The organism is Mycobacterium neglectum (assembly GCF_002591975.1).
Taxonomy (GTDB): Bacteria; Actinomycetota; Actinomycetes; order Mycobacteriales; family Mycobacteriaceae; genus Mycobacterium; species Mycobacterium neglectum.
Genome location: NZ_NVQE01000050.1, coordinates 1 through 21,808, shown reverse-complemented (window position 1 = coordinate 21,808; position 21,808 = coordinate 1). Strand labels below are relative to the sequence as shown.

Genomic DNA, 21,808 nt, shown 5'->3' with positions numbered 1-21,808 from the left:
GCCCGAAATGACCGATGTCGACACGTCGTCACCCACCGCTCCGGCCGCTATCGATGCAATTCCACTGCGTCATCCGTGGCGGTGGGTGGCGGCGGTCGTCATCATCGTCCTGGTCGCCCTGTTCCTGTACGGAGCGGCCACCAATCCCGCGTACCGCTGGTCCGTCTTTACCGAGTACCTCTTCAACGAGCGGGTGTTGAAGGTCGGTCTGCTCAACACTCTGCAGTTGACCCTCTACTCGATGGTGCTGGCGATCGTGCTCGGTGTCATCTTGGCGGTAATGCGGCTGTCATCGAATCCCATCTTCAAGGCGGTGTCGTGGGTGTATCTGTGGATCTTCCGCGGTACGCCGATCTATGTGCAGCTGGTCTTCTGGGGTTTGATCCCGACGATTTACCAGAACATCCGGCTCGGGGTTCCATTCGGGCCGACGTTCTTCGAGCTGAACCTGCAGATGTTGTCCATCCCGTTCCTGTTGGCCATTCTCGGCCTGGCGCTCAATGAGGCGGCCTACATGGCCGAGATCATCCGTGCCGGAATCAGTTCGGTGCCCGAAGGCCAGCTGGAGGCGTCGACCGCACTGGGCATGTCGTGGGGTATGGCGATGCGCCGCACGGTGTTACCTCAGGCGATGCGAGTGATCATCCCACCGACCGGTAACGAGGTCATCAGCATGCTGAAGACCACATCGCTGGTGACCGCGGTGCCGTTTACCCTTGACCTTTACGGCATCACATCGCGTGAGATCGCTGCGCGAACCTTCGAACCGGTACCGCTGCTGCTCGTTGCCGCGTTCTGGTATCTCATCATCACGAGCATCTTGATGGTCGGGCAGTACTACTTGGAGAGACACTTCGCCCGTGGCGCATCGCGCAAACTGACCACCAAACAACTCGAAGCGCTGGCCAAAGCGCAGGGAATCGCCGACGCAGGAGCTACCCCATGACACCGATGGTGAAGGCCGAATCGGTATGCAAAAGCTTTGGCGCGCTGGATGTTCTGAAGGGCATCACGCTCGAGATCGGCAAGGGTGAGGTGTTGGTCATGGTCGGCCCCTCCGGGTCGGGTAAGTCCACCTTCCTCCGGTGCATCAACCACCTCGAGCAGGTCAATGCCGGGCGGCTGTACGTCGACGGTGAGTTGATCGGCTACCGAGACAAGGGCTCGAAGCTGTACGAGATGTCGCCGCGCGATGCCGCCAAACAGCGCCGAGAGATCGGTATGGTGTTCCAGCACTTCAATCTGTTCCCCCACCGCACGGCGTTGGAGAACGTCATCGAGGCCCCGATCCACGTCAAGAATGTGAAGAAGGACGACGCCGTGGCGCGGGGCAAGGATCTGCTGAGGCAGGTCGGCCTTTCAGAGAAGGCAGGCGCCTACCCGGCCCAACTCTCCGGCGGGCAGCAACAGCGGGTGGCGATTGCGCGCGCCCTGGCGATGAGCCCCAAGCTGATGTTGTTCGACGAGCCGACCTCAGCCCTTGATCCGGAACTGGTCGGTGAGGTTCTCGAGGTGATGAAAAAGCTTGCTGCCGAGGGGATGACGATGGTGGTGGTGACCCACGAAATGGGATTCGCCCGCGAGGTCGCCAACCACCTGGTGTTCATGGACGAGGGAGTGGTGGTGGAAAGCGGGCCTCCGCGGGAGGTGCTGAGCAACCCGCAACACGAACGAACGAAGGCGTTTCTGTCAAAGGTGCTGTAGTTCCGATGCCGGCACGTCCACCGGATCCGGCCACGCCGCTGTGGCGGGCGGCGCAGGTGTTCCGTCTTTTGAGCTGCATTTACGCCATGGGTTTTCAGATCGCCGTGAACGGCGAACTCGAGCGCCCGGCGATCGGCTGGGCGCTGTTCGCCGTGCTCCTCGCATGGAGCGCGTTGTGCGCCTTCGCATATCTGGAAGGGTTCGGCAGGCGGGCGCCGTGGGTGGTGGCGGAAATCATCGTCGTCGTCGCACTGATCCTGTCCACTGAATTCGTCGCATCCGACCAGTGGGCGTTCGACAACCAGTCGTGGCCGACGACATTGTGGGCGACGAACGCCACCATCTCCGCGGCGATCCTGTCCGGGCCGATCGCCGGAATGGTGGCCGGCGTGGCCGTGATGATTGCCAGCACGATCGTGAAGGGCTTCATCAACTACGACCTGGGCCGCAACGCGACGATCGTCATCGAACTCGCGGTTGGGCTCGCCGTCGGCATGGCCGCGCAGACTGCACGGCGCGCTCATGCCGAACTCGAGCAGGCGGCACGGCTGGCCGCATCACACCAGGAGCGGGAGAGACTGTCGCGCCAGGTCCACGACGGCGCCATTCAGGTGCTGGCGCTGGTGTCCCGTCGTGGCCGTGAAATCGGTGGAGACGCCGCTGAATTGGCCGAGTTGGCGGGGGAGCAGGAACGCGCCCTGCGGCGCCTTGTCAGCTCGGCCGACATCGAGACGCCCGCGGGAGAAACGACCGATGTCGGCGCCCTGTTGCGCAAGCGCGCCTCGGACCTGGTGTCGGTCAGCGTGCCGGCCGACCCGGTACTCCTGGATACGGGCACGGCTACCGAGTTGTACGCCGCCGCCGTGAACGCACTGGACAACGTGGCCGCACATGCCGGTGCCGATGCGCACGCCTATGTCCTGCTCGAGGATTTGGGCGAGTCGGTCACTGTGAGCATCCGCGACGACGGCGTCGGGATCGCGGAGGGCAGGCTGGATGAAGCGGTCGGCGAGGGCCGCGTCGGTGTGGCTAAATCGATTGTCGGACGGATGGATTGGCTCGGTGGGAGCGCGAAGCTCAACACCGCGCCGGGATGTGGGACGGAATGGGAGCTGACAGTACCCCGACGGTGATGGTGGTCGACGACCATCCGATTTGGCGCGACGCGGTGGCTCGCGATCTCGCCGAGAGCGGATTCAGTGTCATCGCCACGGCCGACGGCGTTGCCGCTGCGCGTCGTCGTGCCGCAGTGGTACTCCCGGATGTCGTCGTGATGGACATGCGACTCTCCGACGGTGACGGTGCGCAGGCGACCGCGGAAGTGCTGACGGTCTCACCATCATCACGAATCCTGGTGCTTTCGGCGTCCGACGAACGCGAAGACGTGTTGGAGGCGGTAAAGGCCGGCGCGACAGGCTATCTCGTGAAGAGCGCGTCGAAGCAGGAGCTCGGCGACGCGGTGCGGGCCACCGCCGAGGGCCGCGCCGTCTTCACCCCCGGACTCGCGGGGCTGGTACTCGGTGAATACCGGCGCATCGCGCAATCCGGTACGCAAGGGCCGCCTGGGACTCCGATCCCGAGTCTGACGGAAAGGGAGACGGAGATACTGCGTCACGTCGCAAAGGGGCTGACGGCCAAGCAGATCGCCACCCGGTTGTCGCTGAGCCACCGAACCGTGGAGAACCACGTCCAGGCCACATTCCGCAAGCTTCAGGTGGCGAATCGCGTGGAATTGGCGCGGTACGCGATCGAACACGGCCTGGACGAGTAGTCCTACTCATCCGGAAACGGTGACTCGCCTGTCACGATGTCACCCATGACCGAACCGCATCGCGCCGTCATCGCCCGCGTGAACGCCGACTTTTCGGCGATCACGCAGTACATGGCGAGAGTATCGGCGGACCTCAGCACCCTGGACCGTTTGCTGTCCGAACAGCCCCAGCCCCAGCCCTACCCGGTGCCGAATTGGCCTCAGTACCAGCCCCAGCATCAACCGCTGCAAGCTGCTGCGCCACCCACGCCGCAGGCTGCGCCACCCACGCCGCAGCGGCAGAAGCCGCCGCGCGACGAGGGGTGGATTGGCAAGCTGCTCGCCGTCGCCGGCGTGGCCGTCACACTGATCGGCGTCGTGCTGCTGGTCGTATTGGCCGCGCAGGCAGGCATTTTGCGCCCGGAGATCCGTGTCGCGGGCGGTGCGGCACTCGCCGTTGCGTTGGTCGCGGTGGGCGCATGGCTCTACCGGCGCCCCGGTGGCCGGGTCGGTGCCATCGCGCTGGCCGCGACCGGGATCGCCGCAGCGTATATCGACATCATCGCGGTCACGACCATCTACGAGTGGGTGTCCGCGCCCGTCGGCCTGGTTCTTGCCGCCGTCATCGGTGGCGGCGGCCTGACATTGGCCCGTCGCTGGGACTCGCAGCAGCTAGGCGTGCTGGTACTGGTTCCGCTCATCGTGTTGGCCCCCGTGGTCACCGATGGCATCACGCTGCTCCTCGTCGGGTTCATGTTGGCGCTCGCGGCCGTATCGCTACCGGTGCAGCTGGGCAGGGACTGGATCTGGCTGCACTGCGCCCGCATCGGGGCCATCACGTTTCCGCTGCTCATCGCCCTGCTGGCGCTGTACTTCAACGAACGGACTGACCTGTGGCTGGTCAGCGCGTGCGCTATCGGGGCGGGGCTCGCGATCGTCGCCGCGCTGATTCTCCTGCCGCGGACCTCCAATCGCGTGCTGATGGCGCTGGTGACCGGTGCAGGTGTACTGCCCGTGTTGTGCGTGGCATGGGTCGCCGACCGGGCGGTTGCTGCCCTGATGGCGTTGGTCCTCGCCGCGGTACTGCTGGCGATCGTGCTCATCGGCGACCGCCTGGCCGGCGTCGACGGCGCCGTTCGGCCGATCTGGGCGGCGTTGTCGGCCATCTCCGCGACCATCGCAGTGCTGGTGGCGTTCGACGGCCACGTCGCCGGCCCGGTCCTGCTGGCAATGGCGATCGTCGTGGCCGTCGCGGCGCGCCGCGAGGCGATCGCGAGATGGGTTGCGCTCGGCCTGGCTGTCGTCGGCGCCGCCTTCTATCTGAGCTACGCACCGCCTGGCTCGCTGATCTATGCCACCGAAACCCCCACCACGACAGCGATTTCCACGTTGATCGCCAGCCTGCTGCTGATAGCGTTCGCCGCGGTGATCGTGTGGACCACCGACGATCACGATTCGGTGATGTGGGCGGGCGCGGCTGTGGTGGCCACCTATGCGATCATCACCTTCACCGTCACCGCCGGCGTGCTGATCGGCGGCGAGGAGCGCGGTTTCTTCGCGGGGCACATGGCCGCGACCATCTGCTGGATCGTGATGGCCGCTGCGTTGTTCATCTACGCCGCGCGCATACCGAAGGCCAATCGGTCGTTGCCGATCGGAGGGGGATTGGCACTTGTCGGGGCCGCGATGGCCAAGCTGTTCCTGTTCGACCTCGGCACGTTGGACGGCATCTTCCGGGTCGCGGTATTCATCGTGGTCGGGCTGATACTGCTGGGAATGGGTGCCGGATATGCGCGCCTGTTGGAGAAGCAGGACCAGCAACAAGACAGCAAGGTGTAACCGGAGTCACAGGATAAATTGGAGTCATTCCAGATTGCGGGTTCGTTGATCATGGCATGGGTACACATCGACGCAACGACACAGACGTACACGGATTCCAAGCCTCAGCAGACCTCAGCAAGAACCTCCAGCGGGTTCTGGTCGACTTCGTTGAGCTGCACCTGCAGGGCAAGCAGGCGCATTGGAACGTCGTCGGCACCAACTTCCGCGACCTTCACCTGCAACTCGACGAGCTCGTTGATTTCGCGCGCGAGGCCAGCGACACCGTCGCCGAGCGGATGCGGGCCCTCGATGCCTGGCCGGACGGTCGGTCGGACACCGTTGTAGCCAGCACCACGCTGCCGCAGTTCCCGGAATACGAACACAGCACTGCCGAGGTCGTCGACCTGATCACCGGCCGCATCTACGCGACCGTCGACACCCTGCGCACGGTTCACGATGCGGTGGACGCCGAGGACCCCAGCACGGCCGACATTTTGCATCAGCTCATCGACGGCCTGGAGAAGCTGGCCTGGCTGATCAAGTCGGAGAACCGCAAGGTCTGACCGAAACCGGTTGCGCGCGGGTCGCCTAGGAGCGGCCCGCGCTCGCGCCTTGTTCCACGGCGCTGCGAACGGCGTGGTCGTCGCGACGCCCGACCAGGTACCAGGTCTGCATCATGCCCTTGCCCTTGATATCCACCTCGCCGCGCTCTTCCAGCACGAATGCGTGGTTCAGGCGTTCGTACACGTCGTTGGGCACCTGAATCCGCCCCTCGACATCCGTTGTCTCCATGCGAGATGCGACGTTCACGGCGTCGCCCCACACGTCGTAGAAGAACTTTCGGGCACCAACGACACCCGCCACCACCGGGCCCGCCGCCAGACCGATACGCAGCGGCACTGCGCGGCCGTTCGGATCCTTGAGGTCGGCGACCGCGGCGGCCATATCCAGTGCAAGACAGGCCAATGCCTCGACGTGATCGGGCCGAGGCTCCGGCACGCCGCTGACCACCATGTAGGAATCGCCACTGGTCTTGATCTTCTCGAGACCATGTTGGTCGACCAGCAGATCGAGGTCGGTGTAGAGCCGGTCGAGGAAACGCACAAGATCAGTCGGTGTCGTGTCGCTCGCACGCTCCGTGTAATCGGCGATGTCGGCGAACAAAATCGAAGCGTCGTCGTATTTGTCGGCGATGATGTTTCGCGCCGGATCCTTGAGCCGCTCGGCGATCGTCGCGGGCAGGATGTTGGCCAGCAGCTGCTCGGATCTTTCGTACTCCGCTTCCATCGCCTCTCGGGTGCGGCGTATTTCGCGTAGCGCAAACCAGATGGTCGCAACGACAAGGATCCATGCGGTGATGACCGTGAGCGTGAACGAGATCTTGAACGCCCATGCCGGTTGCGTCCCGGTGTCGGCGGGAACGAAGAATTCGAGCAGGATCACCGTAGCGGCGCCGATGGCGGCAAGTATTGAGGCCAAGACGATGTGGTCGGGGCCGAGAACGACCAGGACGAGCGCCGCTGCCACCACGAAATAGAACTGCAGCCCGTAGCCCGTGCCAAGATAGACACACAGCACCGTGATGGTGCAGTAGGAAACCACGAAAAAGACTATGGGAGCGACGAGTTCGCCCATCCCGCACAGCCGCGGAATCATGACGAACACGGCCGCGCTGCCGAGGTTGATGGCCGTGACCCACCAGTCCTGGCCGATGAACAGGCCCTGAATGCCGAAGAACGCAGTGATTGCGGCGCTGATCATCGCGGTCACGTTCAGCACGGATCGGTGCCGGGCAGCGCGCTCGGAGAGCAGGCGGGTGCGTCCGGGCCCGCGGCTTTCCACCGCGACGTCTGGCACGCATACCTGCCGGACCTTCATCGCCACAGGTAAAGCGTACTGCCGAAATGGCAGCGACCTGCGGTTTTTCTCGCGCGGCGGCGGCGACGCGATGGAAGGTTCGTTTTCTGGATGCTCGCTTTTGCTCCCGGATGGGCGGCCGCAATGCGGCCGCTGCCGTGCGTTTGCTTCTGCGCATAGTTTCCCGGTGAAGACGGTCCGGGTTGGACGCCGGTGTCCCGCCGCTCGTCACCTATCGGATCCGTAGGCGGACGCGGTACTGGACGCACGTGGCACGCCCCGCGTCGGCCCGTTAGTGGAACCGAAATTGGACACCTATAACTCGGCTTATCGTTACATGGCGTACCGAAAATATGGGCGTCGGATAAAGCTACTTGTGTGTATGTTGCCAGGTCTAATTACGATGCTGTGTAAGGGGCTGATGACACCGGTGCCGCCGGGAGAGTGCAGCGTAATATCTTGACTATCAGGTGTTTTAGAGCCGAAAGGATGGTTTTGTCGCGGTTGAACAAACGTGATGAATCTGCGTTACGTAATTTGCTAAATCCGCACCGCGATGCACGAATAACCCGGTACGGCAACTCGCCGGCCTTCCGTTCGCAAGTACGTGTCAATCATTCTTCTACTTCTCTGTCAATTACCGGTACGGGGCCCCGAGCGATGGGCTAATTTCAATCCATCGTCCGTCGATGTGCTCGCAACGAGATTGGACTAGGAGCGGTAATGAGGCCCGTCGGGAATCACCGATTGCTGCGATGTGAGGTTGCCGCCAAGTCGATGACTGTCCTGCGTCTGCCTGACCGCAATTTGCTCTCGCCGACCGGGCAATTGAATGAGCGCATCGAATATGCGCGGACGCCAGGCGTCAACGCGCTGCGCGTGATGATTCCGACCGACGGGGATGACTCGGCCAGTCGCGGTGGCTCCGGGGGATGCCGCGACGTGCCGTTCGCCCTAGGACCCTTCAGCGGCGCAGCCTAGAACGAGGGGTGCCTGCTGCGGGCCACTTAGGTGGTCCGCAGCAGGGCTGCGCAGCTGTTGCGCACGAAGGCCGTGGGTTTCAGTTGTGGTGCCCTCGGTCCTGGTGCCCTCGGTGAGACTCGAACTCACACTGCACGGGTTTTGAATCCGTTTCCTCTGCCAATTGGGATACGAGGGCGTTCGCGTGTCGACAACGCAGCGGCCTCCAACGATAAAGGATGCCCCCGAGGTCGCTGATCGCGGCTGCTACCGCCACAATGGCAGCCATGGCAGCTGCTCCTGGGGCATCGACCGGCGATGAGAAGCCGCGGCGCGTTCTCATCGCCGAAGACGAGGCGCTCATCCGGATGGACTTGGCCGAGATGCTGCGTGAGGAAGGTTACGAGATCGTCGGTGAGGCCGGCGACGGGCAGGAGGCCGTCGACCTCGCCGAGCGTCTGACGCCGGACCTGGTGATCATGGACGTGAAGATGCCGCGTCGCGACGGAATCGACGCGGCGTCGGAGATCGCGGGCAAGCGGATCGCACCGATTGTCATCCTGACTGCGTTCAGCCAGCGCGAGCTCGTCGAACGGGCGCGCGATGCCGGCGCCATGGCGTACCTGGTCAAGCCTTTCAACATCAACGACCTCATTCCCGCGATCGAAGTGGCGGTGAGCCGCTTCAGCGAAATCGCTGCTCTCGAGCAAGAAGTCGCCGAGTTGTCGGACCGGCTGGAGACGCGAAAGCTCGTCGAACGCGCCAAGGGTTTGCTACAAGCCAAGCAGGAGATGTCGGAACCCGAGGCTTTCAAGTGGATTCAGCGTGCCGCCATGGATCGCCGGACAACTATGAAGCGGGTCGCCGAGGTGGTCGTCGAAACCCTCGACACGCCCAAGGACGCGTAACGGTGGAACCGGCGATTCCCCCGGCCAACCGTTAAATGTGCGTTTCCGACCCCGCAATTTGTTTCGATGACCCACCCAAACGACATGGTCCCTTTGTGAACACGGCGCACCACCGCCATGTGTTGGCTATGGTCGTCCCGAAGCATCGCCGCCCCCGCCGACCTGCGCAGGGGCGCCGGCGCCGATGAAACCACTGACCCGGAGGTGAAGTGTGCGCGGTAGCGTGACACGGAAAGCATTTGCTATCGGTAGCGCAAGCTTGCTTGTGCTCGGCATAGCGGGCTGCCAACAACAATCCGAGCCCAGTGAGGGCGGTGAAGCGGCGACTGAGCTGAGGATCGTCGAACAGGTGCAGATCGACGAGAACGGTGCTGAGGTGCCACCGCCCGCAGAAGAGGCGGCTGCCGATCCTGCCGGCGACGGAAACGCGCAGTGCCCACCTGTGTCGCTGGCCATGGCCGGCGCGCTGAATGGGCCCGACGCCGCGCTGGGGATCAACATCAAGAATGGCATCCAGCTGGCTGTCGACCAGCACAACGCCGCCAATGCGGGGTGCCAGGTGCAGCTGAAGACCTTTGATACCGAGGGCGACCCGCAGAAGGCCACCCAGATCGCGCCGCAGATCATCAACGACGCGTTCACCATCGGCCTGATCGGACCGGCGTTCTCAGGCGAGACCAACGCCACCGGCGACGTGTTCAACCAGGCCGGCCTGGTTGCGGCCACCGCATCGGCCACCAATGTCACGCTGTCGGAGAATGGCTGGCGGACGTTCTTCCGCGGTCTGGGCAACGACGGCGTACAGGGCCCGTCGGTCGCCAACTATCTGAAGAACACGCTCAGCCACCAAAAGGTGTGTGTGGTCGATGACAGCACCGACTACGGTCTCGGTCTCGCACAGGCGGTGCGCGAGACCCTCGGCCCGGTTGCCGATGCGGCCTGCAACATCTCCGTGAAGAAGGGCGACAAGGACTTCTCCGCAGCGGTGACCCAGATCAAGGGCGCCAGCCCGGACTCGGTGTTCTTCGCGGGCTACTACGCCGAGGCGGCGCCTTTCGTTCAGCAGCTCAAGGACGGCGGCTTCGAGGGCGCCTTCGTCAGTGCCGACGGCACCAAGGATCCCCAGTTCGTCGCACAGGCCGGCGAAGCTTCGAAGGACGCCATCCTGTCCTGCCCGTGCGGTCCTGCCACCGGCACCTTCGCCGAGGAGTACTCCAAGGCCTTCAACCAGGAGGCTGGCACGTACAGCGCGGAAGGCTATGACCTGGGCACGATCCTGCTCAAGGGCATCGACTCCGGAGCCATCACCCGTCCGGACCTGCTGGAGTTCGTGCGCACCTACAACGGGCAGGGCGTGGCCCGTCAGTACCAGTGGACACCAACGGGTGAGTTGACCACCAGCCTGATCTGGATCTACAAGGTTCAGTAGGGAAGCTGATCGAGACGCGTCCGAGACCTCACGGCTCGGGCGCGTTCTCGTGAGCACAGTGATTTTGCAAGGAGCCGCCCCCGGATGATTCAACAGTGCCTGGATCAGTACACCTGCGTGGCCGCGAACATCAACTTCAACCTCGAAGGCCTGCGAGACGGCTTCTGGCAGTTGACGATCGACGGTCTCTCGTGGGGCGCGATCTACGCATTGGTCGCGGTCGGCTACACGCTGGTGTTCGGTGTGCTACGGCTGATCAACTTCGCGCATTCCGAGATCTTCATGCTCGGCATGTTCGGCGCCTACTTCTGCCTCGACATCATCTTGGGCTTCACCCCGAGCGGCAACGATTATGAGAAGGGCGTCGCGCTGACGGTGCTATACCTCGGTGTCGCAATGCTTTTCGCGATGCTGGTGTCGGGTTCGGCGGCGGTCGGGCTCGAGTTCATCGCCTATCGGCCACTGCGAAAACGCGGGGCGCGCTCGTTGACATTCCTGATCACGGCTATCGGCATGTCGTTCGTGCTCCAGGAGTTCGTGCACTTCGTGCTGCCGAAACTGCTGCCGGGCTACGGGGGTAGCAACGCCCAGCAGCCGATCATCTTGATGCAGCCCAAAACTCAGTTCACCATCTTCGGTGCGACGGTCTCCAACGTCACGCTGGTGATCGTGGCTTCCGCGCTGATCTTCGCCCTGCTTACCGACATGGCGATCAACCGGACCAAGTTCGGCCGGGGCATCCGCGCGGTGGCTCAGGATCCCACCACGGCCACGCTGATGGGCGTCTCGCGTGAGCGCATCATCATGACGACGTTCCTGCTCGGTGGGCTGCTGGCCGGTGCCGCCGCGCTGATGTACACGCTCAAGGTGCCCCAGGGCATCATCTACTCCGGCGGCTTCCTGCTCGGTATCAAGGCATTCTCCGCCGCGGTGCTCGGTGGCATCGGCAACCTGCGTGGTGCACTTCTCGGTGGGCTGCTACTCGGAATCATGGAGAACTACGGGCAGGCGGTGTTCGGCACCCAGTGGCGGGACGTGGTCGCCTTCGTACTCCTCGTTCTGGTGCTGCTGATCCGGCCGACCGGAATACTCGGTGAAAGCCTCGGAAAGGCAAGAGCGTGAGCGCCAACGAGACGCCGAAGGCGGACCGCGCATCGTCCTGGTCCGACAAGTTGATGGCGCCCGGCGACGGGCTGCGTCGGTGGTGGGATCGGCTGTCCCGGGTACAGAAGTGGGGTTTCGGAGTCATCGGGTTCGGGCTGTTGGCCCTGCTGCCGTTGTTCCCGCCGCCGCTCCTGAACACGCCGAACATCAGCTTCGGCGGCACGATGGCCCAGTTCGCAATGGTGGCGATCATCGCGATCGGCCTCAACGTCGTGGTGGGCCAGACCGGTCTGCTCGACCTCGGCTATGTCGGGTTCTACGCCGTCGGCGCGTATACCGTTGCCCTGCTGACCAGCCCCAACAGCCCCTGGAACAAGGTGGGCCCCGGCGGCTGGTTCAGCGAGGATTGGGCGTGGTTGGCGTGTGTGCCGTTGGCGATGGCCATTACCGCGCTGAGCGGCCTGATCCTCGGCTCCCCGACGCTGCGGCTTCGCGGCGACTACCTGGCCATCGTCACGCTGGGGTTCGGCGAGATCATCCGACTGTTGGCCGACAATCTGGCCGACGTCACCAACGGCCCCCGCGGCCTCAACGAGGTCGCCTACCCGCGGGTTGGGCAGACCGAACGGCTACCCGAAGGGGTCTTCTCCAGCGGGAATTCGATGGGCGATGCCAACTACGGCACCTGGTGGTTCTGGCTGGGCATCGTGATGATCGTCATCATCCTGCTGTTCGTCGGCAACCTCGAGCGCAGCCGAGTCGGGCGGGCCTGGGTGGCCATCCGCGAAGACGAGGACGCGGCAGAGGTGATGGGCGTCAACGCGTTCAAGTTCAAGCTGTGGGCGTTCGTGATCGGTGCGGCGATCGGCGGCTTGTCCGGAGCGCTCTACGCCGGCCAGGTGCAGTTCGTCGCACCGCCGACGTTCAACATCATCAACTCGATGCTGTTTCTGTGCGCCGTGGTGCTCGGCGGGCAGGGCAACAAGCTGGGCGTGGTGTTCGGCGCGTTCATCATCGTCTACCTGCCGAACCGCCTACTCGGCGTCGAGTTCCTCGGGATCAACCTCGGCGACCTCAAGTACCTGTTCTTCGGAATGGCGCTCGTGGCGCTGATGATCTTCCGACCCCAGGGTCTGTTCCCGGCGCGTCAGCAGCTGCTCGCCTACGGCAAGGCCGCTCGCGAGTACCTGCGGTCGTCGGAGAAGGAGTCCGCGAAATGAGTATCGAGGAGCTGGCAGGCGTCCACCGCGAGATCGAGGTGGCCGAGGGCGAAACGCTGCTTCAGACAATGGATCTGACGATGAAATTCGGCGGACTGACCGCGCTGGACTCGGTCACCTTCGATATTCGGCGCGGCGAGATCCTCGGCATGATCGGCCCGAACGGCGCGGGCAAGACGACTTGCTTCAACGCCATCACCGGCGTGTATCGGCCGACGTCCGGCACGGTGATGTTCGACGGCGCCCCGTTGGGTCGCATCAAACGGCACCAGATCACCCGTCGCGGAATCGCCCGCACCTTCCAGAACATCCGGCTGTGGGGCGAGATGACCGCGCTGGAGAACGTCATGGTCGGCACGGACGCACGGCACTTCACGTCGGTGCCTGGTGCGCTGGTGCGTACACCGCGCCATCGCAGGGAGGAGCGGTCGGCGATCGAAAGATCGGCGGCCCTGCTGCATTTCGTGGGCATCGCTCATCGCGGCGAGGAGAAGGCGAAGAACCTGCCCTACGGCGACCAGCGACGGCTCGAGATTGCCCGCGCGCTGGCCACCGAGCCGAAGCTGCTGTGCCTCGACGAGCCCGCCGCGGGATTCAACCCACGCGAAAAGGCCGCGTTGATCGAGCTGATTCAGAAGATCCGCGACGACGGCTACACCGTGCTCCTCATCGAGCACGACATGCGGCTGGTCATGGGAGTGACCGACCGAATCGTGGTGCTGGAGTTCGGCCGCAAGATCGCCGACGGCCTGCCGGCCGAGATCCGCGAGGACCCCAAGGTCATCGCGGCGTATTTGGGAGTGCCCGATGACGACATCGAATGAGGACAAGCCGATATTGCTCGAGGTGCGCGACCTCGTCGTGCAATATGGACGAATCCGTGCGCTGCATGGTATTTCGCTGCAGGTGCGGGAGGGTGAGCTGGTCACGCTGCTGGGCTCCAACGGGGCGGGCAAAACGACTACGATGCGCGCGATTTCGGGCCTGCTGCCGTTGACGTCGGGGTCGGTGTGGTTCGAGGGTGCCGACATCTCCAGGGTCAAGGCCCACCAGCGGGCCACGCGCGGCTTGGTGCAGGCGCCGGAGGGCCGCGGCGTGTTTCCGGGCATGACGGTGATCGAGAACCTCGAAATGGGCTGCTACGGAAGAAAGTTCGACTCCAAGGCCGAACACAAGCAACGGCTTGACTGGATTCTGGAGACTTTTCCGCGGCTCGCGGAACGTCGCAGCCAGGTCGGGGGGACCCTTTCGGGTGGTGAGCAGCAGATGCTGGCGATCGGCCGTGCGCTGATGGCCCGGCCACGGGTCCTACTGCTCGACGAGCCGTCAATGGGCTTGGCGCCGATGGTCATATCGCAGATCTTCAAGATCATCGCCGAGATCAACGCCGGAGGCACCACGGTGTTGCTGGTGGAACAGAACGCACAACAGGCGTTGAGTCGATCCGACCGCGCCTACATCCTGGAGACCGGCGAGGTCACTCGCACCGGCGATGCACGGGAACTGTTGGGGGACGACAGTATTCGTGCCGCCTACCTCGGCGTCGCCTAGCGCGCGACGACCACTACTTCGCGCGAGCGTGCGTGTTTGCGGCCGACACGCCGACAGAATCACTGACTTTGCGCACGCTCGATGGCGTCACTAACGAGCGACGACCACTGAGGAGCCGTGCCCGAACAGTCCCTGGTTGGCGGTGACGCCGACCGTGGCGCCTTCGACCTGACGGCCGGTGGCCTGCCCTTTGAGCTGCCAGGTGAGCTCGCAGACCTGCGCGATCGCCTGGGCGGGAATGGCCTCACCGAAGCTGGCCAGGCCGCCCGACGCATTGACCGGGATCTTGCCGCCGATCGTCGTCGCGCCGCTGCGCAGCAGCTTCTCGGCCTCACCCTTGGCGCACAGGCCGAGGTGCTCGTACCAGTCCAACTCCAGCGCCGTGGATAGGTCGTAGACCTCCGCGAGGCTCAGGTCCTCGGGTCCGATACCGGCTTCTGCGTAAGCCGCGTCGAGGATCTGATCCTTGAATACCCGGTCGGGTGCGGGCACTGCGGCGGTGGAATCCGTTGCAATGTCCGGTAATTCGGGCAGATGCTGAGGATACTGCGGCGTTTGGAGGCTCACGGCACGCACCGAAGGCACGCCTTCGAGCGATCCGAGATGCTTCTCGGCGAACGACTTGCTGGCCACGATCAGGGCGGCCGCGCCGTCGGAAGTGGCGCAGATGTCCAGCAGCCGAAGGGGATCGGACACGACGGGGCTGGCCAGCACATCGGCGACCGAGCTCTCCTTGCGGTACCGCGCATTCGGGTTGTCCAGCCCGTGCTTGGCGTTCTTGACCTTCACCTGGGCGAAATCTTCGAGCGTGGCGCCGTAGAGGTCCATCCGCCTGCGTGCCAGCAGCGCGAAGTACACCGTGTTCGTCGCGCCGATCAGGTGGAAGCGCTGCCAGTCGGGGTCGTCTTTGCGTTCGCCGCCGACCGGGGCGAAGAAGCCCTTGGGCGTGGTGTCCGCACCGATGACCAACGCGACGTCGCAGAATCCGGCGAGGATCTGGGCCCGCGCGCTCTGCAGCGCCTGCGATCCGCTGGCGCATGCCGCGTAGCTCGAGGTGACGGGCACGCCGTTCCAGCCCAGCTTCTGCGCGAATGTCGCCCCGGCGACGAACCCCGGATATCCGTTGCGGATGGTGTCGGCGCCCGCGACGAGCTGGATCTGGCGCCAGTCCAGACCTGCCTCCGCCAGTGCGGCGCGCGCGGCGACGACGCCGTACTCGGTGAAATCACGGCCCCACTTGCCCCACGGGTGCATGCCCGCACCCAGGATGTACACCGGTTCGGGACTCATGAGGCGATCCTCCAGGCGTGCACGACGCGCTCGATACCGTCGTCGTCGACATAAAGCGGCATGGTGGTCAGTTCCATCTCGATGCCGACCTTCAGATCGGCGGCCAACGTACCCTCGACGACCTTGCCCAACACGATCACACCCTCGTCGGCCAACGCAACGGCGGCAACGGCGAACGGCTCGAAGGGGTCCGGCGACGGATACGGAGGCGGTGGGGCATAACGATTTTCGGTGTAGCTCCACAGCGTTCCCCGCCGCGACAACGGCACCTGGGCCAACTCGTCGCCGTCACAGGCCGGATTGGGGCAGTTGTTGGCGCGCGGCGGGAACACGAACGTCCCGCACGCATGGCACTTGCTGCCGATCAGGTACGCGGCGCCCGATTCGTCGGTGGCGAACCACCCGTCGACCGCTGGCTGAGTAGATGCTGACACTCGGTCAGCCTAACCAACCCGGTGGCAGAACTGAAACGTGTTCCAGTTTGGCTTGCGCGTACCGGTACGGAGATGGCGCATTGGTTTTTGGGATCGGTAGCCGCGGCCACGGACTGTACTGACTGCAACGGCGACGCCATCGGGGCAGCCGTCCAGGGAGATTTGGAGTCAGTGATGGGATTCTTCGACAAGGCAAAGCAAGCTGCGCAGCAGGCCGGCCAGGCATTCGCTCCGCCGCAGAATGACGGACAGGTGCACGTCCGCGGCGCCGGACCGATCGACCCCGCCATTCTGGGCGGCCCTTCGACACGTTCGGTGTCGACGGACGACCCGATCTGGCAGCCCATCAACGGCATCTCACTGCAGGACTACGCCGAGTTGGCTCGCGACGCACAGGCCCGCGGGATCAATGACGAGGCCGGCATGATCACCCTCGCCCAAGAGCGCGGCTGGGACCCGGCCGACACGAAAGCGGCCCTCGCCGGCTGGGTGCAGCGGATGGGCCAGTCGATGGCCGTCGGCCAGCAGTTCCGCAAGTTCCTCGGCTACTGATCAGGGTTGGTCTCCCATGCCCAATCCGTTCAATGACTGGGCGCGCATGTACGGCGCCAACAAGCAGTACCTGGAGTCGCAGGGCCGGCCGTCGTCATTCTTCGGCCAGATCGGGGACATCCCCAACCGCATTCACGAGGCGGCCGATGCCAGTGAGATCGGCATGAAGATGATGCGGCATTCGCAGCTGTCGAACGGTGGCGGCCTGCCCGCCACCGTCACCGTCGACGGTGTGTGGCAGGTCGGGTCGTATATGAACACGTCGCCGGTACTGCGGGTCCAGGTGCGGGTGCAACGCGAGGACGGCGCCCCGCCGTACGGCGCGGTTTTCGATGAGGTCGTCGCGCAGATGCATGTCGTACGGGTGCAGCCAGGCATGACGCTCGCGGTGTACGTCGATCCGCAGAATCCGGTCGACATGGCGATCGACTGGATCCGCACCGGTCAGATCTAGCGGCCTGGTGGCTACGGCGTGTCAGCGGCCGTGCATAGAGTAGGGCCGTGACCGCGAGCGCAACGACTGAGAAGGCAACCGAAAAGCCGACATTGATGCTGTTGGACGGCAATTCGTTGGCGTTTCGGGCGTTCTACGCGCTGCCAGCCGAGAATTTCAAGACCCAGAGTGGCCTGACCACCAATGCGGTCTACGGATTCACCGCGATGCTGATCAACCTGCTGCGCGACGAGCAGCCCACCCATATCGCGGCCGCGTTCGACGTGTCCCGCCAGACCTTCCGCAAGGAGAAGTACCCGGAGTACAAGGAGGGTCGCTCGGCGACGCCGGACGAGTTCCGCGGCCAGATCGACATCACCAAGGAGGTCCTCGGCGCGCTCGGCATCACGGTGCTGGCGGAGGCCGGGTTCGAGGCTGACGACATCATTGCGACGCTCGCGACGCAGGCCGAGAACGAAGGCCACCGCGTTCTGGTGGTGACCGGTGACCGGGACGCGCTGCAGCTGGTCAGCGATGACGTCACCGTGCTGTACCCACGTAAGGGTGTCAGCGAGCTGACCCGGTTCACCCCGGAGGCAGTGCTGGACAAGTACGGGCTCACCCCGCGGCAGTATCCCGACTTCGCCGCCCTGCGCGGCGACCCGAGTGACAACCTGCCCGGCATCCCCGGCGTGGGGGAGAAGACGGCCACCAAGTGGATCGCCGAGTACGGGTCGCTGCAGACGTTGGTCGACCGGGTGGACACGGTCAAGGGCAAGGTCGGCGACGCGCTACGGGCGCACCTGTCGTCCGTCGTGCTCAACCGCGAGCTCACCGAGCTGGTCAAGGACGTGCCGCTGGCTCAGACGCCGGACACGTTGCGGATGCAGCCATGGGATCGCGACCAGATCCATCGCCTCTTCGACGACCTCGAGTTCCGGGTTCTGCGCGACCGGCTATTCGACACGCTGGCCTCCACAGACCCCGAGGTGGACCAGGGTTTCGACGTCCGAGGCGGTGCGCTCGAGGACGGTGAATTGGCGGCCTGGCTGTCCGAACACGGATCCGGCCAGCGGTTCGGGATGGCCGTTGTCGGTACGCATCTGGCCTACGACGCCGACGCCACCGCATTGGCGATCGTCGCGTCCGACGGCGACGGCCGCTACCTCGACACCGCGACCCTGCACGCCGACGACGAGGCCGCGCTCGCATCGTGGCTGGCCGACCCGGGCCAGCCGAAGGCACTGCACGAGGCCAAGCTGGCCATGCACGACCTCGAAGGCCGCGGCTGGAAGCTCGCCGGTGTCACCTCCGACACCGCATTGGCGGCCTACCTGGTCCGGCCGGGTCAACGCAGCTTCGCTCTCGACGATCTGTCGCTGCGGTACCTCAAGCGGGAGCTCCGCGCGGATAACCCTGAACAGCAACAGCTTTCGCTGCTCGACGATACTGATGGCGTCGACGATCAGGCCGTCCAGACGGTGATCCTTCGCGCGAGCGCGGTGATGGACCTCGCCGACGCGCTCGACGAGGAGCTGGCCCGCATCGATTCGTCGTCGCTGCTGGGCAACATGGAGTTGCCGGTGCAGCGTGCGCTGGCCGAAATGGAGTCCGCGGGCATCGCGGTCGACCTGGATCAACTTGCCGAACTCCAGAGCGAGTTCGCCGACCAGATCCGCGACGCCGCCGAAGCGGCATACGGGGTTATCGGCAAGCAGATCAACCTCGGCTCGCCCAAACAGCTGCAGGTCGTGCTGTTCGACGAGTTGGAGATGCCGAAGACCAAACGCACCAAGACCGGCTACACCACCGACGCGGACGCTCTGCAGTCGTTGTTCGACAAGACCGGGCATCCGTTCCTGCAGCACCTGCTGGCCCACCGCGATGCGACCCGTCTGAAGGTCACCGTCGACGGGCTGCTCAACGCCGTGGGCTCCGACGGCCGTATTCATACGACGTTCAACCAGACGATCGCCGCCACCGGAAGGTTGTCGTCCACCGAGCCGAACCTGCAGAACATCCCGATCCGCACCGAAGCGGGCCGACGGATCCGGGACGCGTTCGTCGTCGGCAAGGGTTACTCCGAACTCATGACGGCCGACTACAGCCAGATCGAGATGCGGATCATGGCCCACCTGTCCAAAGACGAGGGCCTGATCGAAGCGTTCAACACCGGCGAGGACCTGCACTCGTTCGTGGCGTCGCGCGCGTTCGGCGTGCCGATCGACGAGGTCACCGCGGAGCTGCGGCGCCGCGTCAAGGCGATGTCGTACGGGCTCGCGTACGGGCTGAGCGCATACGGTCTGGCCGCGCAGCTGAAGATCAGCACCGAGGAGGCCAAAGAACAGATGGACCAGTACTTCGACCGGTTCGGCGGCATCCGCGACTATCTGCGTGACGTGGTGGACCAGGCGCGCAAGGACGGTTACACGTCGACGGTGTTCGGCAGACGCCGCTATCTGCCGGAGCTCGACAGCAGCAACCGCAACGTGCGCGAGGCCGCCGAGCGCGCCGCGCTGAATGCACCGATCCAGGGCAGCGCTGCCGACATCATCAAGGTCGCGATGATCAACGTCGACATCGCTCTCAAAGAGGCCGCGCTGAAATCGCGGATGCTGCTACAGGTGCACGATGAGCTGCTGTTCGAGGTTGCCGACGGTGAGCGCGACGCCGTCGAGAAACTGGTCCGAGAGCAGATGGGCAATGCCTATCCGCTCGACGTACCGATGGAGGTTTCCGTCGGATACGGCCGAAGCTGGGATGCTGCGGCGCATTAGTCAGCGGGCGTCGGCGGCCAAACCAATGCCCAATGCCATCAGCGCCGCGCCCATCGCTCGTTCGATGCGGCGACGAATATGGGCTCGGCTCAACACCTCTCGGGCGCGGGACGCTGCCAGCACCAGACCCGCACACCACGCGGTGTCGATGACCAGTTGAATGGCGGCGAGCACGAACAAGGTAGGCAACACCGTGCCACTGGACGGTAGAAACTGCGGCAGCACGACGATCCCGAACGCGGCTGCCTTCGGATTGGCGGCGATGGACAGCAGCGCCGCGCGGAATGCCGCCGCTGGGGTCCTACCGCGTGGCGGCAGCGGCACCTCGATCTCGTCGGGACGTTTGGCGTTGCGCCAGGCGCTGACGCCGAGCCAGATCAGAATGGCCGCGCCGACGACGTGCAGAGTGAGTGACAGCGCGCGATTGGCCATCAACAGCACCGACAGCCCCGCGCCACCGGCCAGGGTCCACGCGAGAATCCCTATCTCGTTGCCTGCAACAGCGGCCAGTCCCGCCGCGCGCCCGTCGCGGATCGAGCGGTGCAAGAACAGCGCCGTCGCCGGCCCGGGAAGGGCGGCGAGGATCACGCACGCGATCAGGAACGCCGGCATGACGTCGATCAGATGTTGCACCTGCATGGGAGCAGTATGTCCGAGGCGGCAAGCCGTTTTATTTCACCGGCGGGGCCTGGAACCCGACGAGTCCCTGCAGGGCGGGTGTCTCCATGCGGGCGGCGTGCACCCTATTGGCCTCGTCGGTCTGCATCGCATAGACCCGGTTGTCGCCGAAACCGCGATCGATGCGGTCGCGCACGAACGCCAGTTCCACGACCTGGGCGGCGAAGGCCTTGACCGCTTTACCGGCGGGCTTTCCGCCGGCGCGGCTGGCCGCGGCGATCGCCAACTTTCGGTTCTTGATCGAATTCAGCCACGTGGCCTCGCTCGGCGTGACGAGTTGGGCGGCCACCATGCCCGGCAGTTTCGCAGCGACGATCCGTTGCTCCTTCTTACGGCTTCGTACGCCGAGCACGATCGCGAAAGCGAAGACCGGCACCATCCAGAAGACGTACACCACGAGGTACGTCTCCGGCCCGATCACCGACGACCCGTTCCACAGCGCGTGCATGATCACCGCCCCGAGATACCCCAGCAGGATGTAGAACGACTTCACGGCGGGGTTGCGGTTCTGCAGGGCGAACCACACGCCGAGCGCAAACATGGTGGTGAACAGCGAATGCGCGAACGGTCCCATGATCAGCCGCACGCCGGCCGTCAGCAGCGAGTCGCCCAGCGTCTCACCGCCTGCGATGTAGAGGATGTCCTCCAGCCAGGCGAAACCGGCGCCGACGAGCCCCGCGTACACCAGGCAGTCGGTCAGGGAATTGAGTTCATTGCGTCGCCGCCCGGTCATCATGAGCAGCAGGAACGCGCCCTTGGCCGCCTCTTCGATGACGGGCGCGCCGATGGCGATCGATACCCAGCTGACGTCCTCGGACCCGCTCTGCACGATCAGCGAGTCCACGAAGAGGCCGATGATCACCGACAGGATCACGGCGACCGACGCTCCCCACAGAAACGCGAAAACCAGCAGGCGGGGCGGTTCCGGTTCCCACCGGTCGAGCCAAATGTAGGCGAAGACGACCACGCCGATCGCCACCCCGGACAGTACGAACCCGACCGACGCCCCGACGGGGTTCAGCGCGGTCAGGCCGACGACGATCAGCCCCGCGAGGGTGCCGAGCAGGATGAGCACGCCCAACGGGGCTCCGACTTGCCGAATTTTGCGCTCGAAAGGGGGTCGAGGAGGCCATGACTGCTGCGGAGCACCGGCGTATGCCACGTAGGCAGGGTAATCAAGGTTGCGGTCGTGTGCGGGCTTCCTGGACCGGGTCGAGGTGCCTCACCTAATTGTGAGCGCGAAGGGTGAGCTGGTGCCTCACGCATAATGAGCGCGTGGGGGCTTGCGTTACTTCGCCGTGGCCAATCGGTTGATTGACGGTTGCAATGCTTCCAGGTCG

At 64.7% G+C, this 21,808-nt stretch carries 21 protein-coding genes and 1 tRNA gene; 16 read left to right on the top strand and 6 right to left on the bottom strand.

What is annotated here, in order from left to right:
- Window positions 1-7: 7 nt before the first annotated feature.
- Genes CSQ99_RS26570 through CSQ99_RS26545 form a run of 6 tightly spaced genes read left to right on the top strand, consistent with a single transcriptional unit; the run spans window position 8 to window position 5,838 of the window.
- Window positions 8-946 carry an amino acid ABC transporter permease gene (locus CSQ99_RS26570; RefSeq protein ID WP_099041993.1) on the top strand — a complete coding sequence of 313 codons (939 nt, stop codon included), beginning with the start codon at window positions 8-10 and terminating at the stop codon, window positions 944-946.
- Between the two features lie 5 nt (window positions 947-951).
- Window positions 952-1,704: an amino acid ABC transporter ATP-binding protein gene (locus CSQ99_RS26565; protein ID WP_176561235.1), complete on the top strand. Its 753-nt coding sequence runs from the start codon at window positions 952-954 to the stop codon at window positions 1,702-1,704.
- A 5-nt stretch (window positions 1,705-1,709) separates the two neighbouring features.
- Complete coding sequence (gene macS, locus CSQ99_RS26560) at window positions 1,710-2,837, top strand: MacS family sensor histidine kinase (RefSeq protein WP_099041991.1); 1,128 nt, start codon at window positions 1,710-1,712, stop codon at window positions 2,835-2,837.
- A complete protein-coding gene (locus tag CSQ99_RS26555) occupies window positions 2,810-3,475 on the top strand; it encodes a response regulator (RefSeq protein ID WP_099041990.1) in 666 nt (221 codons plus the stop codon). The genes macS and CSQ99_RS26555 overlap by 28 nt, the downstream gene beginning before the upstream one ends.
- 45 nt (window positions 3,476-3,520) lie before the next feature.
- On the top strand, window positions 3,521-5,293 hold the full coding sequence (locus tag CSQ99_RS26550; RefSeq protein WP_176561233.1) for a DUF2339 domain-containing protein: 1,773 nt from the start codon (window positions 3,521-3,523) through the stop codon (window positions 5,291-5,293).
- A gap of 56 nt (window positions 5,294-5,349) precedes the next feature.
- A complete protein-coding gene (locus CSQ99_RS26545; RefSeq protein ID WP_099041988.1) occupies window positions 5,350-5,838 on the top strand; it encodes a Dps family protein in 489 nt (162 codons plus the stop codon).
- 25 nt (window positions 5,839-5,863) lie between these two features.
- On the opposite strand, the gene CSQ99_RS26540 is transcribed toward CSQ99_RS26545, so the two are convergent.
- A complete protein-coding gene (locus CSQ99_RS26540) occupies window positions 5,864-7,153 on the bottom strand; it encodes an adenylate/guanylate cyclase domain-containing protein (RefSeq protein ID WP_099042010.1) in 1,290 nt (429 codons plus the stop codon).
- 702 nt (window positions 7,154-7,855) lie between these two features.
- Here CSQ99_RS26540 and CSQ99_RS26535 point away from each other — a divergent pair.
- Entirely contained in the window at window positions 7,856-8,113 is a 258-nt protein-coding gene (locus tag CSQ99_RS26535) for a hypothetical protein (protein ID WP_099041987.1), read from the top strand.
- Window positions 8,114-8,214: 101 nt separating this feature from the next.
- On the opposite strand, the gene CSQ99_RS26530 is transcribed toward CSQ99_RS26535, so the two are convergent.
- Window positions 8,215-8,291, bottom strand: a tRNA-Leu gene (locus CSQ99_RS26530).
- 88 nt (window positions 8,292-8,379) lie between these two features.
- On the opposite strand from CSQ99_RS26530, the gene CSQ99_RS26525 reads away from it, so the two are divergent.
- From CSQ99_RS26525 to CSQ99_RS26500, 6 genes are all read left to right on the top strand, one after another.
- On the top strand, window positions 8,380-9,000 hold the full coding sequence (locus CSQ99_RS26525; protein WP_099042009.1) for an ANTAR domain-containing response regulator: 621 nt from the start codon (window positions 8,380-8,382) through the stop codon (window positions 8,998-9,000).
- A 211-nt stretch (window positions 9,001-9,211) separates the two neighbouring features.
- On the top strand, window positions 9,212-10,429 hold the full coding sequence (locus tag CSQ99_RS26520) for a branched-chain amino acid ABC transporter substrate-binding protein (protein WP_099041986.1): 1,218 nt from the start codon (window positions 9,212-9,214) through the stop codon (window positions 10,427-10,429).
- Between the two features lie 84 nt (window positions 10,430-10,513).
- Window positions 10,514-11,551 carry a branched-chain amino acid ABC transporter permease gene (locus CSQ99_RS26515; RefSeq protein ID WP_099041985.1) on the top strand — a complete coding sequence of 346 codons (1,038 nt, stop codon included), beginning with the start codon at window positions 10,514-10,516 and terminating at the stop codon, window positions 11,549-11,551.
- Window positions 11,552-11,604: 53 nt separating this feature from the next.
- A complete protein-coding gene (locus CSQ99_RS26510) occupies window positions 11,605-12,753 on the top strand; it encodes a branched-chain amino acid ABC transporter permease (RefSeq protein WP_099042008.1) in 1,149 nt (382 codons plus the stop codon).
- The gene (locus tag CSQ99_RS26505; RefSeq protein ID WP_099041984.1) at window positions 12,750-13,577 is read left to right on the top strand and encodes an ABC transporter ATP-binding protein; all 828 of its coding nucleotides are present in this window, start codon (window positions 12,750-12,752) and stop codon (window positions 13,575-13,577) included. The genes CSQ99_RS26510 and CSQ99_RS26505 overlap by 4 nt, the downstream gene beginning before the upstream one ends.
- Window positions 13,561-14,304: an ABC transporter ATP-binding protein gene (locus CSQ99_RS26500; RefSeq protein ID WP_099041983.1), complete on the top strand. Its 744-nt coding sequence runs from the start codon at window positions 13,561-13,563 to the stop codon at window positions 14,302-14,304. The genes CSQ99_RS26505 and CSQ99_RS26500 overlap by 17 nt, the downstream gene beginning before the upstream one ends.
- Window positions 14,305-14,394: 90 nt before the next feature.
- Here CSQ99_RS26500 and CSQ99_RS26495 read toward each other — a convergent pair whose 3' ends face one another.
- Together CSQ99_RS26495 and CSQ99_RS26490 are read right to left on the bottom strand one after the other, a co-directional pair.
- On the bottom strand, window positions 14,395-15,594 hold the full coding sequence (locus tag CSQ99_RS26495; protein WP_099041982.1) for a lipid-transfer protein: 1,200 nt from the start codon (window positions 15,592-15,594) through the stop codon (window positions 14,395-14,397).
- Window positions 15,591-16,028: a Zn-ribbon domain-containing OB-fold protein gene (locus CSQ99_RS26490; RefSeq protein ID WP_099041981.1), complete on the bottom strand. Its 438-nt coding sequence runs from the start codon at window positions 16,026-16,028 to the stop codon at window positions 15,591-15,593. Before CSQ99_RS26490 ends, CSQ99_RS26495 begins: the two co-directional genes overlap by 4 nt.
- 174 nt (window positions 16,029-16,202) lie before the next feature.
- Between CSQ99_RS26490 and CSQ99_RS26485 the strand changes: the two genes are divergently transcribed.
- The 3 genes from CSQ99_RS26485 (at window position 16,203) to polA (ending at window position 19,790) form a co-directional block, all read left to right on the top strand.
- Window positions 16,203-16,580 carry a hypothetical protein gene (locus CSQ99_RS26485; RefSeq protein WP_099042007.1) on the top strand — a complete coding sequence of 126 codons (378 nt, stop codon included), beginning with the start codon at window positions 16,203-16,205 and terminating at the stop codon, window positions 16,578-16,580.
- A 16-nt stretch (window positions 16,581-16,596) separates the two neighbouring features.
- Window positions 16,597-17,034, top strand: coding sequence for a hypothetical protein (locus tag CSQ99_RS26480; protein ID WP_099041980.1), 438 nt, complete (start codon window positions 16,597-16,599; stop codon window positions 17,032-17,034).
- Window positions 17,035-17,129: 95 nt separating this feature from the next.
- On the top strand, window positions 17,130-19,790 hold the full coding sequence (gene polA / locus CSQ99_RS26475) for a DNA polymerase I (RefSeq protein WP_176561234.1): 2,661 nt from the start codon (window positions 17,130-17,132) through the stop codon (window positions 19,788-19,790).
- Here polA and CSQ99_RS26470 read toward each other — a convergent pair whose 3' ends face one another.
- On the bottom strand, window positions 19,791-20,429 hold the full coding sequence (locus CSQ99_RS26470) for a LysE family translocator (protein ID WP_099041978.1): 639 nt from the start codon (window positions 20,427-20,429) through the stop codon (window positions 19,791-19,793).
- Window positions 20,430-20,460: 31 nt separating this feature from the next.
- Window positions 20,461-21,630, bottom strand: a complete 1,170-nt coding sequence (locus CSQ99_RS26465) for a PrsW family intramembrane metalloprotease (protein WP_099041977.1) — start codon at window positions 21,628-21,630, stop codon at window positions 20,461-20,463.
- Between the last annotated feature and the right edge of the window lie 178 nt (window positions 21,631-21,808).